A 13,897-nucleotide genomic window follows, 5' to 3' on the forward strand; every position below is an offset into this window, starting at 1 on the left:
TTCTAAATCCGATTCTGCCGAGTGCGAAAGCTTCATGAACGACACACTCCTGTTTTCGGTTGACCTAGAACATGGCAACACTCGAAATCAACAATCTCCACGCGAAGGTAGCTGAAGAGGGTGGCGAGCGGATTCTCGAAGGGGTCGAGTTGACGGTCGAGTCCGGCGAGATTCACGCACTGATGGGACCCAACGGCAGTGGGAAGTCGACGACGGCGAAGATCATCGCCGGGCACCCTGCCTACGAGGTAACCGACGGTGACGTACTGTTGCATCTCGACGGAGACGAATACGACGAGGAGATTCCCGAGGACTTACAGACGTGGGATCTACTCGATTTGGAACCGAACGAGCGAGCAGCCCTCGGGATCTTCCTCGGCTTCCAGTATCCTGCGGAAATCGAGGGCGTCACGATGGTGAACTTCCTCCGGACGGCATTGAACGCCAAGCTCGAAGAGCGCGAGGAACTCTTCGAAGACGAGGAGAAAGCAGATGCTGAGGAAGACAACGAAGAGGCCGGCTACGAAACCTCGCCGATGGAAGGCCCCGCAGACGAGGGCGAGGTCAGCGTCGCCGAGTTCCAGCAGCTCCTCAAAGAGAAAATGGAGCAACTGGACATGGCCGAGTCTTTCGCCGAGCGGTATCTCAACGTCGGGTTCTCCGGGGGCGAGAAAAAACAGAACGAGGTTCTGCAAGCAGCGATCCTCGAGCCCGAGATCGCCGTCCTCGACGAGATCGACTCCGGGCTGGACATCGACCGCCTCCAGGACGTTTCGAAGGGGATCAACTCCCTACGAGACGACCAGGGGACGGGTGTCCTCCAGATTACCCACTACCAGCGTATCCTCGATTACGTCGAGCCCGATCACGTCCACGTGATGCTCGACGGGAAAATCGCCAAGAGCGGCGGGCCGGAACTCGCCGAGAAACTCGAGGACGAGGGCTACGACTGGGTTCGCGAGCAGGTCTACGAGGCGGCCTGAGGTGACCATCACATGAGTTCAGACAACGACCTCGAATCGACCGACACGGAGGCTCGATTCGAATTCAAGAAAGAACAGAAGTCGGCCTACGAAGCTGAGGTAGGCCTCACAGAGGAGACTGTCCGGAAGATCAGCGAGGACAAAGACGAGCCCGAGTGGATGCTCGAACGGCGTCTCCGCGCCTTAGAGCAGTACAAGGAGATGCCGATGCCGACCGACTGGCCCGGCCAACCGGACCTTTCGGAGGTCAACATCGACGAGATCGTACCCTACATCCGACCGGACATCGAGACCCGCGGCGGCGAGGACGACTGGGACGATCTCCCCGACGAGATTCAAGACACCTTCGACAAGCTGGGTATCCCCGAGGCCGAACAGCAGGCGCTTTCGGGTGTCGGTGCCCAGTACGAATCCGAGATCGTCTACCAGAACATGCAAGAGCAGTGGGAGGAGAAGGGCGTCGTGTTCATGGACATGGACAAGGCTGTCCAGGAACACCCCGAACTCGTCCGCGAGCACTTCATGACGAAGGCCGTCCCGCCAAGCGACAACAAGTTCGCGGCGCTGCACGGCGCAGTCTGGTCGGGCGGGAGCTTCGTCTACATCCCCGAGGGCGTCACCGTTCAGATGCCCATTCAGGCCTATTTCCGGATGAATTCGGAGGGCATGGGCCAGTTCGAACACACCCTCATCATCGCCGAGGAGAACTCGGAAGTCCACTACATCGAAGGGTGTTCGGCCCCCCAATACGCCCGCCACAACCTCCACAGTGGTGGCGTCGAGGTCTTCGTCAAGGAAGGCGCTCACGTCCAGTACTCGACCGTCCAAAACTGGTCGAAGAACACCTACAACCTCAACACCAAGCGCGCCATCGTCGAAGCCGACGGCCGCATGGAGTGGATCTCCGGATCGATGGGCTCGAAGGCCACCATGCTGTACCCGAGTTCCATCCTCAAAGGCCCCGGCGCAAGCGACAATCACATCACCATCGCCTTCGCGGGCGAGGGCCAAGACATCGACACCGGCGCGAAGGTCTACCACAACGCGCCGAACACGAAGTCAACCATCGAATCGAAGTCCATCGCCAAAGACGGTGGGCGGACGAACTATCGCGGCCTGGTCCACATCGCCAACGGCGCGAAAGGCTCCCAGACGAACGTCGAGTGTGACGCGCTGATGTTCGACAACGAGTCGACGAGCGACACCATGCCGTACATGGAGATCCAGGAGAACGAAGTCGACGTCGCCCACGAGGCGACGGTCGGCAAGATCGGCGACGAGGACATCTTCTACCTCCAATCGCGCGGCCTGGACGACGACGACGCAAAGCAGATGATCGTCGCCGGCTTCATCGAGCCGATCACGGAAGAACTGCCCATCGAGTACGCAGTCGAACTCAACCGTCTCATCGAACTGGAGATGGAGGGGAGTCTCGGATGAGCACGCAGGTACACGCAACCGTCACCGAAGCGGACGTCGAGCAGATCTCCGCGGAGCTGGGCGAACCGGACTGGCTGACAGAGACACGCCTCGAAGCCTTCGAGGCACTCGAAGACCTGCCGATGCCGTCGGTCATCCGTACGCCCGGCCGCGACTGGACGAACCTCGATGCACTGGACTACGAGGCACTCGTCGACCCCCTGGAGTGGGCCGAAGAGAAAGACCGCGTCGAAGCCGAAGGCGTCGAAGTGCTCTCTTGGGCAGAAGCCTTAGAAGACCACGGCGACCTCATCGAGGAGCACTTCGGGAACGTCGTCGATCCCCAGCGGGACTATCTGACGGCGCTGTCGACGGCACTGTTCAGTGCCGGGACAGTCGTCTACGTTCCCGAGGGCGTCGACGCCGAGGACGTCAAGATCCGAACGACGATGCACTCTCGGTCGCTGTTCAACTACACCCTGGTCGTCGCCGAGGAGTCGTCGTCGGTGACGATCCTGGAACGCCAGCGCACGGGCGAACACGTCGAAGGCGATCAGTACTATTCGGGCGTCGTCGAAGTCACTGCCGGCGAGAACGCCACCGTCCAGTACGGGGCGTTACAGAACCTCGCCGAGGACACGTACAACTTCTCGGTCAAGCGTGGCCACGCCGATACCTACGGCACGATCAACTGGATCGAAGGGAATCTCGGTTCGCGACTCACGAAGACCAGCGTCGAGACTCGCTTGCTCGGCGACAGCTCGGAGTCGAAGATCGTCGGGGCCTTCTTCGGTCACGGCGACCAGCACTTCGATCTTGCCTCCCGCGTCTGGCACGAGGCCGAACACACGACGGCCGATCTCGTCACGCGAGGCGTCCTCGATGACACCGCTCGGTCGGTCTACGAGGGTGTCCAAGACGTCGGCGAGGATGCGTGGGATACCAACTCCTACCAGCGGGAAAACACACTACTGTTGAGCGACGACAGTGAGGCCGACGCCTCGCCGAAGCTGATCATCAACAACCACGACACCGAAGCCAGCCACTCCGCGACGGTCGGACAGGTCGATCAGGAAGACCTGTTCTACATGACCTCCCGTGGCGTCGACGAAGAGCGAGCGACGAACATGCTCGTCGAGGGCTTCTTCGTGCCGGTATTAGAAGAAGTCGAAGTCGACGAACTTCGTGAGGACCTGGATGCGCTGGTCCTCGAACGCCTGGACGCGTAACTTCGGAGAGTGGGATCCGGGAACGAGTTTAAGGGCGTGCCACACGGATCCCCACGCATGACTCGTGGCCCCAATCGCATACCGGAGGTGAGCCAGTGAGCCTCAGAGAGCCCATCGCCTCGGACCACCAGCTCGCTCGCCTCTTACAGATCGGCGTCGTCTTACAGGAAGTCATCGAAGCCAGGTCGAGCAAGCATATCGAGTCGAACGACGACCTCGATGGAGAACTGCACGGGCTCCTCGAAGACGCGATCGAGCAGGCGAATGCCCATCGGCAACGCTTGGAGACACTGATCGGCGATCTCGACGCAGACAGTGTGGCTTACGAGGACATCGAACCACTGGTCGAAGCCCAGTATCAGGCCGACCAAGACTTCGACGATATCGTGTACGACCAGCTCTGTAACGCCGAAACGGCCTACAAGTTCTTCGACGACCTCCTCGATGCACTCGCCGAAAGCGAGGCGACCGTTGGGATCGATAGCGACGACCTGGGACGGACGCTCGAGGACCTACGCGAGGCCGAAGCCCGGGGCGTCGAGGCAGTAACGGACGTCATGGAGGAACGAGCATGAACACTGGGGCAGCCACGATCGGAAACACGAGACGGAGGGGAGCGACGTGAACACTGCAGACCAATATCTCAAGGCCATCTACCTCGTCCAACAACAGACAGACGAACCGGCCTCGACCGGCCGGATCGCGGATCGACTGGGTGTGAGTCCAGCCAGCGCCAACGAAATGGTCGGCAAACTCGAGGACCGCGGGCTGGCCGATCACGAGAAGTACAACGGCGTAACGTTGACTGACGAGGGCATCATCCAGGCCAGAGACGCGCTCGAGACGTATTGTATCATCGAACGGTTCCTCTTTCAGGTTCTCGAAGTCGAAGAATTCCGGACCGAAGCCCGGCAACTAGAGAGCGTCATCGACGAGACGGTCGCCGAACGCCTCGATACGATCGTCGAACGCAAATCGGAGTGTCCGGACTGCTTCGACGCCGAAAACGACGTCTGTGAGTGCTTGGACGTCGCGACGGGAGCCTCAGATTGAGCGGCTCCGATCTGGTAGATGTTATCGGCGAAGCAGCGACTGGAGTCGATCGAAGATACTCTCGTCGTCGCCGAGTTTGAGGTAGTAAGCGTCGCCACCGTCCTCGTAATAGCCGTCGATGCGACGGACGATTTCGAAACCGATGTGCTGGTAGAACTGCATCGCTTCGCGGTTGGTCGTCCGGGCGTGACAGGAGACGTTCCGGTAGTCTTCGACGACCCGGGCGACGAGGCGCTGCCCGAGGCCCTGGCCACGGTAGTCCGGATCGACTGCCAAAAAGAGCATGTAGCCGTCTCGACGGACCGCCGCGAATCCGAGCAGCGTCGAGCGCCGCCCGCCATCATAGTAGACGTAAACGGTCGATCGGCGATAGGCGTTTTCGAAGAATCGACGTCGCTGGCGGAGAACGCCATCTGCCTCACGGATGCGTTCTTTGAGCTGCCACGCGGCCTCGACGAAATCGTCGTCGCCACGTTCGACGCACGTTGACTCGACGGTGACGCTCACTATCGACCATAGTACGTTCCAGCCTATAATTCCACCGCCCGACGGAGGATTTGCCGGGCAGTGGATCGTCCCACAATGCTTTCGGGAGTGCCGCCAAACAGTGTCTGTATGTCGTTGTCCGATCGATCCCGGGATCGCGCCACCGAGCTGCGCGAGCGCATCAAACAGTCGCTGTTTACCGGACTTACGATCACTGTGCCGCTGTTGATCACGCTGGTCGTGCTCAGTCTCGTCGCCGGGTTCGTCTTCGGCCAACTGGATCCACTGGTCGGGGTGCTCGAAGACATCGCGGGCGAAGAGAACGGAACGCCCCGGATCCTCCTGGAGCTACTGGCGATCGTCCTCATCTTATTCGTGATCTTTCTGATCGGATTTGCCGCCGAGAGCCGGCAAGGAGACGGCCATCTCGAAGCCCGGTTCGACCGAGCAATGGGGAACATTCCCGGCGTCGGAACCGTCTATCGGACGTTCGACGAGATGAGCGAGATGGTCATGGATGCCGATACGGCCAGTTTCAAGGAAGTGAAACTCGTCGAGTTCCCGACGCCGAACTCCTATGCGTTGGGATTCGTCACTGCGGAGACGCCAACTCGCTTCGAAGAACGGATCGACGACGGCGAGATGCTGACCCTGTACGTGCCGATGTCGCCGAACCCCGTCATGGGTGGCTACGTCATCTATGTCCCGAAAGACCGCTGTGTGGACGTCGATATGAGCGTCGAAGCAGGGATCAAGTCGATTATGACCAGCGGCGTCTCGATCGGTGAGGGAACGACAGCCGAGGAGATCGAAACCGTGCTCCCCGACGCCGAGGATTTCCCCGTCGACTTGCCGATGACCGACGAAGACGACGACTCGACGACGGGTGACAGCCAGTGAGCTTCGAACTGCGAGAGCACACGGCAGACGTGGCTGTCGAGGCGACGGGAGAGACACTCGGAGACGCATTTGCAGCGACAGCCGACGGCATGGCTGCAGCGATGTGTGAGACGGTCCCGACAACTGGCGACCGGTTTCGTTGTACCGTCACTGCCGAAAGTCGGGATGCACTCCTGTTCGATTATCTCGACGAGCTCATCTACCAGCGAGACGTGCGGGGTGTCTTACCAGTCGATAATCGCGCGACTGTCAGCCAGTCTGCAGGCGAATGGCAGCTCGATGGCAGTACACGCGGTGTCCCCCTTGCCTCGATCACGGCCCGTGAGGTCAAGGCGGTGACGTATTCAGAGATGGTCGTCGAAGAAGTCCCGGAGGGCTGGTACACGTACGTCGTCGTCGACGTCTGAGCGACGCCGAATCGAACCCAAGACGTCGAAACACCGGCCCTCAGCGGAGCAGCGTTTCCGGAGAGTGGCGACTCGGCTACTGTCTGTAGTTGTCTGATCCGTATATCTACTTTGGCACTCAGCGAAGACGATTTCCCCGAAGGCAAAATTAATGTGTGAATGGCCCCTTCCTCTGGTGATGCGAGAACGCAACCAAAACTGGTGGCCAAACCAGTTGGATCTCGGGATTCTCGACCAGAATGCCCGGGACGACAATCCCTACGGAGACGATTTCGATTATGCTGCGGAGTTCCGAAAGCTCGATCTCGACGCCGTGAAGGCCGATCTCGAAGAGCTGATGACCGATTCGAAAGACTGGTGGCCTGCGGACTACGGGCACTACGGACCGCTGTTTATCCGGATGGCCTGGCACAGCGCTGGGACGTATCGAACCACGGACGGCCGGGGCGGGGCCGCAGGCGGTACCCAGCGCTTGCCGCCGCTTGACAGTTGGCCGGACAACGCGAACCTCGATAAGGCACGACGCCTCCTTTGGCCGATCAAACAGAAGTACGGACGCAAGCTCTCCTGGGCTGATCTGATCGTCTTGGCCGGTAACGTCGCTATGGAGTCGATGGGCTTCGAAACCTTCGGCTTTGCCGGTGGACGGGAAGACGACTTTGCCCCCGACGAAGCTGTCGACTGGGGGCCGGAAATGGAGATGGAGTCTTCCGAACGCTTCGGTGAGGATGGAGACCTCGAAAACCCGCTCGGTGCCACTGTCATGGGCCTGATCTACGTGAATCCGGAAGGCCCGGACGGCGAGCCGGCTCCCGAAGAATCGGCGGAGAACATCCGCGAGTCGTTCAGCCGGATGGCGATGAACGACGAGGAAACGGTCGCCCTCATCGCCGGCGGTCACACGTTTGGAAAAGTTCACGGTGCCGACACCGACGACAACCTGGGTCCCGAGCCTGCCGAGGCCCCGCTCGAACAGCAGGGTCTTGGCTGGGACAACGAGCACGGCTCGGGCAAGGGCAAAGACACGATCACCAGCGGGATCGAGGGTCCATGGAACACGACGCCGACCGAGTGGGACATGGGTTACATCGACAACCTGCTGGAGTACCAGTGGTGGCCCGAGAAGGGTCCCGGCGGCGCGTGGCAGTGGACGACCCAGAACGGTGAACTCGACGAATCCGCGCCCGGTGTCGAGGATCCCGAGGAGAAAGAGGACGTGATGATGCTCACGACGGACATCGCCCTCAAACGGGATCCGGACTACCGAGAGATCCTCGAACGCTATCAGGACAACATGATGGCGTTCGGGATCAACTTCGCGAAAGCCTGGTACAAGCTGATCCACCGCGATATGGGACCGCCAGAGCGGTTCCTCGGCCCGGAAGTACCAGAAGAAGACATGATCTGGCAGGATCCGCTGCCAGCTGCCGATTATGACCTAATCGACGATACCGACGTCGCGGCCCTCAAAGAGCAGATCCTCGACGCCGAGCTGTCCCGCTCACAGCTGGTCAAGACTGCCTGGGCGTCGGCCTCGACCTACCGCGACAGCGACAAACGGGGCGGCGCCAACGGCGCTCGGATCCGGCTAGAGCCCCAGCGGAGCTGGGAAGTCAACGAACCCGCGGAACTGGAGGCGGTACTGGACACCTACGAGGATATTCAGGCCGCGTTCAACGACGCCCGGTCCGACGATGTGCGCGTCTCGCTGGCTGATTTGATCGTCCTTGGCGGCAACGCGGCAGTCGAACAGGCGGCGGCTGACGCCGGCTACGACGTGACAGTCCCCTTCGAGCCTGGCCGGACGGATGCCACAGCCGAACAGACCGACGTCGAGTCCTTCCAGGCACTGAAGCCCGCGGCCGATGGCTTTCGCAACTACGTCGGCGAGGAGGCCGAGCGCAAACCCGAGGAGATTCTCCTCGATCAGGCCGAGTTACTGAATCTGACCGTCCCAGAGCTGACGGTGCTCGTCGGCGGAATGCGCCAGCTCGGGGCGACCTATGGCGAGACCGAGCGGGGAGTGTTCACCGACGAGCCCGGAACGCTCTCGAATGACTTCTTCGAGAACCTGCTGGATATGGACTACGAGTGGGCGAAAGCCGACGACGGGAACGGCTACGAGATCCGGGACCGCGAGACGGGTGCCGTCGAGTGGACTGGCTCGCGCGTCGATCTCATCTTCGGTTCGAACGCTCGCCTTCGCGCAGTCTCCCAGGTCTACGGGGCCGACGATGGCGAGGAGAAGTTCGTCTCCGACTTCGTCGAGGCCTGGAGCAAAGTCATGCGACTCGACCGCTTCGACCTGACCCACTCGAACTAATCGTCGAACCGCGTGCGGACGTCGTCTCGCAGTTCGAACCTTACTTTGTCTCCGGGTGCGAAGTGTCGGGTATGACTACCTACGATGCCGGCGAGTTCACCTTAGAGAAAGTCCGGGAGTACGTCTGGGAGATTCCCCAGGAGGGCGACATGCGTGTCCCGGCGCGTGTGCTCGCCAGCGAGGACCTCCTCGATGAAATCAGCGATGACCGTTCGCTCAAACAGCTGCAGCAGACGGCCCACCTCCCAGGAATTCAGGAGTATGCCTTGGCGATGCCGGACGCACACCAGGGCTATGGCTTCCCCGTCGGCGGTGTCGCTGGCATCGATGCCGAAAACGGGGTGATTTCGCCCGGAGCAGTTGGTTACGACATCAACTGCTTGCCGGGCTCGACAGACGTCCGGCTGTCGTTCGGGCGGCGAATACAACTGGAAGACCTTCGGGAACGCTTCGAGGACGAGCGAGCGATCGTCGCCGGAAACGAACTGACGGACTCGCCGATTCGGCTGTTCACGGAGTCCGGCACGAAACCGGTATACCGCGTGGAAACGACGGAGGGGCGTTCGATCGAGGCAACGGATGACCATCCGTTTCTAACGCCGGACGGGATGGTCGAACTCGGAGATCTTGAATCCGGGGACGAAACGATCGTCCAGCCGTTTCGGGGGCTGGAACACGAGGAACCCGAAGCGTTCACAATCCTCACCGAAGACGATTTCGCTGACACAAATCCGCAGTTGACGCGAGTGCTGAAGGATCGGGACTTGCTGCCGCTTCGATCGACCGACGAGGAACTGAACCATCTCCTGAAGATCATCGGATTCCACCTCGGCGACGGATCGCTCGGGGGAGAGGGTCAACTGTGGTTCTACGGCGAGCCGGAGGATCTCGAATCGATCCGCGAGGACGTCAGGGCGATCGGTTTCAAACCGTCGAAAGTCTACTCGCGGGATCGCCAGCACGAAATCGACGGATCGTCATTCGAGGCAACCGAGCACAGTTTCAAGACGACGTCGAAAGCACTCAGACGATTGCTCATTGAACTCGGCCTTCCAAACGGGTCGAAGATTTCGTCCGGGTTCTCGACGCCGTGGTATCTCGATCGCTTGACCGACTGGCAACGCGCGCTGTTCTACAGCGCGTTCTTCGGTGCGGAGATGAACGCGCCGACCGCCCAACACGACAAGAACCTCTACTGTCCGAAAGTCTCCCAGAACAGGACGGTCGAGACGGCTGAGGCAGGTCGAGCGTTCTTCGAAGACATGGCGGCGTTCCTCGCCGATGTTGGGATCGAAACGAACGAAATCGAATCGTTCGAGACGGATTCGAACCGCGATCACGACACGATCCGGCTACGTCTGGGAATCAAAAACGACTCCAAGAACCTGATCCGTTTTTTCTCGACCGTGGGATATCGGTACAACCTGGACAAACAGCGACGGGCGATCAAGGCTATCGAATATCTCGAACGAAAGGAGCGCGAGATCGAGCGACGGGAACGGACCGCCAGTGAGGTGCGAGCCCGAGCCGATGGTGGAGGGCCTGTCCGAGAGCTAAAAGACGAGTACGACATCAACGACCGATTCATCGAGCGGAGCGTTTGGAGCGGTCGCGAAGGCCGACCGCGACCGGGCGAGCGGTTCCCCGACTTCGAAGACTTCGTTGAGGACTTCGAGGTTCGGGAAAACTTGACCGTCACGACAACCATCGAATCGATCGAACATGCCGGCGAGAAACCGGTCTACGACATCGGTGTCGAACACGACGCTCACAACTTCCTCGCAGACGGGTTTGTCGTGTCGAACTGCGGAGTGAGAATGTTGAAAACGAATCTCACCTACAGCGACGTTCAGGGTCGCGAGGAGGCACTCGTCGACGCACTGTTCGAGGCGATTCCGACCGGTCTCGGCGGCGGCGGCGTCGTCCAGACTGACGTCGACACGCTCGAAGCAGTGCTCGAACGCGGCGTCGACTGGGCACTGCAAGAGGGTTACGCCGTCGAAGGCGATCTGGCCCACTGTGAAGACGAGGGGGTCCGTCCGGAGGCAGACGCCGAGGCGGTTTCGAAGAAGGCCAAAGACAGGGGGCGACAACAACTCGGGAGTCTGGGCAGCGGGAACCACTTCCTCGAAGTCCAGCGCGTCACGGACGTCTACCGTGCAGATGTCGCCGAGAGCTTCGGACTCGAAGACGACCAGATCGTAGTACTGATCCACTGTGGCTCGCGGGGACTGGGCCACCAGATCTGTACCGACTACCTGCGAGAGATCGAACAGACCCACCAGGGCTTGCTAGAGCAACTGCCGAACAAGGAACTCGCGGCCGCCCCCGCCGGGAGTCACCTCGCCGAGGAGTACTACGCCGCGATGAACGCGGCGATCAACTTCGCGTGGGTCAACCGCCAGCTCATCATGCATCGGACGCGGGAGGTCTTTGCGGATGTCTTCGATCGGGACTGGCGAGACATGGAGATGGAATTACTGTACGACGTCGCCCACAACATCGCCAAAAAGGAGACCCACAGCGTCGACAGGGGCGACCCAGAAAACAGCGGTGGCGCCGTCGAAAGCACAGAGCGTGAGCTGTTCGTCCACCGCAAGGGGGCGACACGGGCGTTCCCGGCCGGCCATCCCGAAGTGCCGGCCGCGTATCGCGACGTCGGTCAGCCGATCATCATTCCGGGAAGCATGGGATCGGGAAGTTACGTCCTCCGTGGTGGCCAGAATTCCATGGAGGAGACGTTCGGCTCGACAGCTCACGGAGCGGGCCGGCTGATGTCCCGGACGGAAGCGAAAGACACCTACTGGGGCGAAGACGTCCAAGACGAGCTACAGGACCACCAGCAGATCTACGTCAGAGCCCAGAGCGGTGCGACCGTCGCCGAAGAGGCCCCAGGCGTCTACAAGGATGTCGACGGGGTGGTTCGGATCTCGGACGAACTCGGCATCGGGGATCGGGTCGCCCGAACGTTCCCGGTCTGTAACATTAAGGGCTGAGCTGTCGTCACACACCGTCTGTGCCCGTCCAACGGTCCAGTTCCGCGGTTCCGTTCGCCGAGGCGTTCCACCAGACGATACTGAGCTGATCGCTCTGCTGGATCGGCGCGCCGTAGGCCCCGCCCTCGGCGACCTGGACGATGTCGCCTTCTTCGATCAGTCTCGAGTCCTCCCATCCGGCGAGGGCCGCCCACGTTACGTTCCCCTCTTGACCGTCGACGTAGACGTCTCCGGCCGGAAGGGCGTCGCCCTCTTCGTGTGTCACGATCAACGCACTGGTCTGCTCGACGTACCGGAACGTGAAGTTAGCATTGGGACCACTGGAATCGCTGGGCGCGAGCAAAAGGACGTTCAGACCGATCCCGACAACGAGTAACAAGGCCATCCCGACGAGCGTGACGACGGCCAGCATCTCGGATATCGCACGGTCATCGGATTCGGGCGCGCCCATGCGAGTCGATTTGGCTGCGTCACTAAAAGATCACACGCCCTATCACCCCCCGAGATGGGACAATCGAATCACAGACGAGACGGGACTGACTGGAGTTGCGGTGGGCGGTCACAACCCTTTTTTCTACCGGGAGTGTCCCTGCTTGCATGCAATCGCCCGTCGTTGCCCCCTCGTCGGTTTTTGCGACGCCACCCACCGAGGGGTCGGGCGTGACACGCGCCGCTGAAGTGGTACCGACCTGGGTCCCGAGCTGGGCGATCGATCTCGTCGCCGTGGTAGTCGTGTTGGTTGGTGCCTGGCTCCTTTCTCGGGGGCTGGTGACCCTTTTTGGCCGACGCATTGCCAGACACTTTCGCCGACCGAGCCTCACCCGGACGTTTCTCAGCGGGATTCGAGCCGGTGTGTCTGTCCTCGCGTTGCTGGTGATCCTGCGAATCTTTGGCTTGAAACTGGGTGATATTGCGCTCTCAGTGACCGTCTTCTCGGCCGTGGTCGGTGTCGTCCTCGCACCGATCGTCGGCAGCGTCATCAGCGGGATCTTCTTGCTGGCCGACCAGCCCTACGAAATCGGCGATATGGTGGAACTCGCCGATACGAATCGCCGAGGGTTCGTCGAAGATATTACGCTCCGGTACACGAAGATTTTCACGCTCGATAATACGTTTTTGGTCATCCCGAACGGAGCCATCCGCGACCGCGACGTCGTGAACTATTCGGCCGAGGACCCACGAACCCGACAGTCAATCGATATCGTCGTCACCTACGAAGGAGATCTCGACACCGCCCGGGATCGCTTCGAACGAGCGGCCCGCTCCGTCGACGGCGTTATCGGTGGCGGACCAGATATTCGCGTCGGCGCCGCCCGATACCCGGCCGGGCCGACCTGTTATATCAACGAGTTCGGCGATCACGGGATTACATTGACCCTGCGATTCTGGATCAAGGAACCGTACAAACTCTTGGCGACGCGATCACGCGTCCAGACGGCGATCTGGGAGACACTCGAAGACATCGACGTCGAGATCGCCTACCCACACTCCCATCTCGTCTTCGACGAAACTAGCGGCGAGTTACCGGTCCGGCAAGAGAGACACAGCGAACGTCGAGCCGACACAGAATCGATGCGACCCGATACGAACCGAGAGTCACCGGCTGACTCGTCGTCAGACTAATCGACCGAGGCCGTGACGACACGACAATCTAGTTCCCCGTCGAGATAGGTGGCGATATCCGGATCGTCGGCGAGTCGGCGAACCATCTCCCGCCAGCGGCTGACTTGTTTCCGACCGATAACGACGACGTCAGCATCCATAGCCGCCACTTCTTCGAGGATCGTCTCCTCGACGAGCAAGCCCGACCGGACGACGTACCGCGTCTTTGGCAGCTTCCCGAAGGTCTCTTCCACCGCAGACTTGAGTTCCGGTCGCGCTATGTGACCGTTGGTCTGGTGGAGGTTGACGTGTAATACGGCCAGGTCAGCATCTTCCTCGTGGGCGACTTCGATTGCCCGTGAAAGTGTCGCCCGGGAGTGATCGGAGAGAGGATAGCGAACAGGAGCCAGGACGGTCGACATCACCGGGAGGTAGTTCGTCACCGATCCTCAACGTTTCGCTTCCCGGAGTAGAGTCAGCTGTCTCGGAATTCGGTCGT

At 60.7% G+C, this 13,897-nt stretch carries 13 protein-coding genes; 10 read left to right on the forward strand and 3 right to left on the reverse strand.

All coding sequences use genetic code 11. The features are described 5' to 3' along the window. The first annotated feature begins 71 nt into the window (after nucleotides 1–71). The 5 genes from Hrd1104_RS05885 (at nucleotide 72) to Hrd1104_RS05905 (ending at nucleotide 4,684) form a co-directional block, all read left to right on the forward strand. On the forward strand, nucleotides 72–983 hold the full coding sequence (locus Hrd1104_RS05885; RefSeq protein WP_154551871.1) for an ABC transporter ATP-binding protein: 912 nt from the start codon (nucleotides 72–74) through the stop codon (nucleotides 981–983). Between the two features lie 12 nt (nucleotides 984–995). Further along, on the forward strand, nucleotides 996–2,423 hold the full coding sequence (gene sufB, locus Hrd1104_RS05890) for a Fe-S cluster assembly protein SufB (protein ID WP_154551872.1): 1,428 nt from the start codon (nucleotides 996–998) through the stop codon (nucleotides 2,421–2,423). Further along, a complete protein-coding gene (gene sufD / locus Hrd1104_RS05895; protein WP_154551873.1) occupies nucleotides 2,420–3,631 on the forward strand; it encodes a Fe-S cluster assembly protein SufD in 1,212 nt (403 codons plus the stop codon). Before sufB ends, sufD begins: the two co-directional genes overlap by 4 nt. 95 nt (nucleotides 3,632–3,726) lie before the next feature. Further along, the gene (locus Hrd1104_RS05900; protein WP_154551874.1) at nucleotides 3,727–4,206 is read left to right on the forward strand and encodes a ferritin-like domain-containing protein; all 480 of its coding nucleotides are present in this window, start codon (nucleotides 3,727–3,729) and stop codon (nucleotides 4,204–4,206) included. Nucleotides 4,207–4,252: 46 nt separating this feature from the next. Beyond that, nucleotides 4,253–4,684, forward strand: coding sequence for a metal-dependent transcriptional regulator (locus Hrd1104_RS05905; protein WP_154551875.1), 432 nt, complete (start codon nucleotides 4,253–4,255; stop codon nucleotides 4,682–4,684). 21 nt (nucleotides 4,685–4,705) lie between these two features. On the opposite strand, the gene Hrd1104_RS05910 is transcribed toward Hrd1104_RS05905, so the two are convergent. Beyond that, complete coding sequence (locus Hrd1104_RS05910; RefSeq protein ID WP_154551876.1) at nucleotides 4,706–5,191, reverse strand: N-acetyltransferase; 486 nt, start codon at nucleotides 5,189–5,191, stop codon at nucleotides 4,706–4,708. A 108-nt stretch (nucleotides 5,192–5,299) separates the two neighbouring features. Here Hrd1104_RS05910 and Hrd1104_RS05915 point away from each other — a divergent pair, with 108 nt between their 5' ends. The 4 genes from Hrd1104_RS05915 to Hrd1104_RS05930 all read left to right on the forward strand — a co-directional run bounded on the left by Hrd1104_RS05915 (nucleotide 5,300) and on the right by Hrd1104_RS05930 (nucleotide 11,796). After that, complete coding sequence (locus Hrd1104_RS05915) at nucleotides 5,300–6,070, forward strand: DUF502 domain-containing protein (protein WP_229770554.1); 771 nt, start codon at nucleotides 5,300–5,302, stop codon at nucleotides 6,068–6,070. Then, entirely contained in the window at nucleotides 6,067–6,477 is a 411-nt protein-coding gene (locus Hrd1104_RS05920) for an archease (protein WP_154551877.1), read from the forward strand. Before Hrd1104_RS05915 ends, Hrd1104_RS05920 begins: the two co-directional genes overlap by 4 nt. A gap of 178 nt (nucleotides 6,478–6,655) precedes the next feature. After that, nucleotides 6,656–8,800, forward strand: coding sequence for a catalase/peroxidase HPI (gene katG / locus Hrd1104_RS05925; protein WP_154551878.1), 2,145 nt, complete (start codon nucleotides 6,656–6,658; stop codon nucleotides 8,798–8,800). Between the two features lie 71 nt (nucleotides 8,801–8,871). Next, on the forward strand, nucleotides 8,872–11,796 hold the full coding sequence (locus Hrd1104_RS05930; RefSeq protein WP_154551879.1) for an RtcB family protein: 2,925 nt from the start codon (nucleotides 8,872–8,874) through the stop codon (nucleotides 11,794–11,796). A 7-nt stretch (nucleotides 11,797–11,803) separates the two neighbouring features. On the opposite strand, the gene Hrd1104_RS05935 is transcribed toward Hrd1104_RS05930, so the two are convergent. Further along, nucleotides 11,804–12,247: a type IV pilin gene (locus tag Hrd1104_RS05935; RefSeq protein WP_154551880.1), complete on the reverse strand. Its 444-nt coding sequence runs from the start codon at nucleotides 12,245–12,247 to the stop codon at nucleotides 11,804–11,806. 146 nt (nucleotides 12,248–12,393) lie between these two features. Here Hrd1104_RS05935 and Hrd1104_RS05940 point away from each other — a divergent pair, with 146 nt between their 5' ends. Beyond that, nucleotides 12,394–13,419, forward strand: a complete 1,026-nt coding sequence (locus Hrd1104_RS05940; RefSeq protein ID WP_154551881.1) for a mechanosensitive ion channel family protein — start codon at nucleotides 12,394–12,396, stop codon at nucleotides 13,417–13,419. Here Hrd1104_RS05940 and Hrd1104_RS05945 read toward each other — a convergent pair. Then, nucleotides 13,416–13,820, reverse strand: coding sequence for a universal stress protein (locus tag Hrd1104_RS05945; RefSeq protein ID WP_154551882.1), 405 nt, complete (start codon nucleotides 13,818–13,820; stop codon nucleotides 13,416–13,418). The genes Hrd1104_RS05940 and Hrd1104_RS05945 overlap by 4 nt on opposite strands. Nucleotides 13,821–13,897: the final 77 nt, after the last annotated feature.

The sequence above is a fragment of the Halorhabdus sp. CBA1104 genome (assembly GCF_009690625.1).
Lineage (GTDB): Archaea > Halobacteriota > Halobacteria > Halobacteriales > Haloarculaceae > Halorhabdus.

Excerpts from the sequence above, each read along its gene's own strand:
- sufD (WP_154551873.1), top strand. The coding sequence starts at position 2,420 with ATGAGCACGCAGGTACACGCAACCGTCACCGAAGCGGACGTCGAGCAG.
- Hrd1104_RS05940 (WP_154551881.1), top strand. The coding sequence starts at position 12,394 with ATGCAATCGCCCGTCGTTGCCCCCTCGTCGGTTTTTGCGACGCCACCC.
- Hrd1104_RS05945 (WP_154551882.1), bottom strand. The coding sequence starts at position 13,820 with ATGTCGACCGTCCTGGCTCCTGTTCGCTATCCTCTCTCCGATCACTCC.
- sufB (WP_154551872.1), top strand. The coding sequence starts at position 996 with ATGAGTTCAGACAACGACCTCGAATCGACCGACACGGAGGCTCGATTC.
- Hrd1104_RS05885 (WP_154551871.1), top strand. The coding sequence starts at position 72 with ATGGCAACACTCGAAATCAACAATCTCCACGCGAAGGTAGCTGAAGAG.
- Hrd1104_RS05915 (WP_229770554.1), top strand. The coding sequence starts at position 5,300 with ATGTCGTTGTCCGATCGATCCCGGGATCGCGCCACCGAGCTGCGCGAG.
- Hrd1104_RS05935 (WP_154551880.1), bottom strand. The coding sequence starts at position 12,247 with ATGGGCGCGCCCGAATCCGATGACCGTGCGATATCCGAGATGCTGGCC.
- Hrd1104_RS05930 (WP_154551879.1), top strand. The coding sequence starts at position 8,872 with ATGACTACCTACGATGCCGGCGAGTTCACCTTAGAGAAAGTCCGGGAG.
- katG (WP_154551878.1), top strand. The coding sequence starts at position 6,656 with ATGCGAGAACGCAACCAAAACTGGTGGCCAAACCAGTTGGATCTCGGG.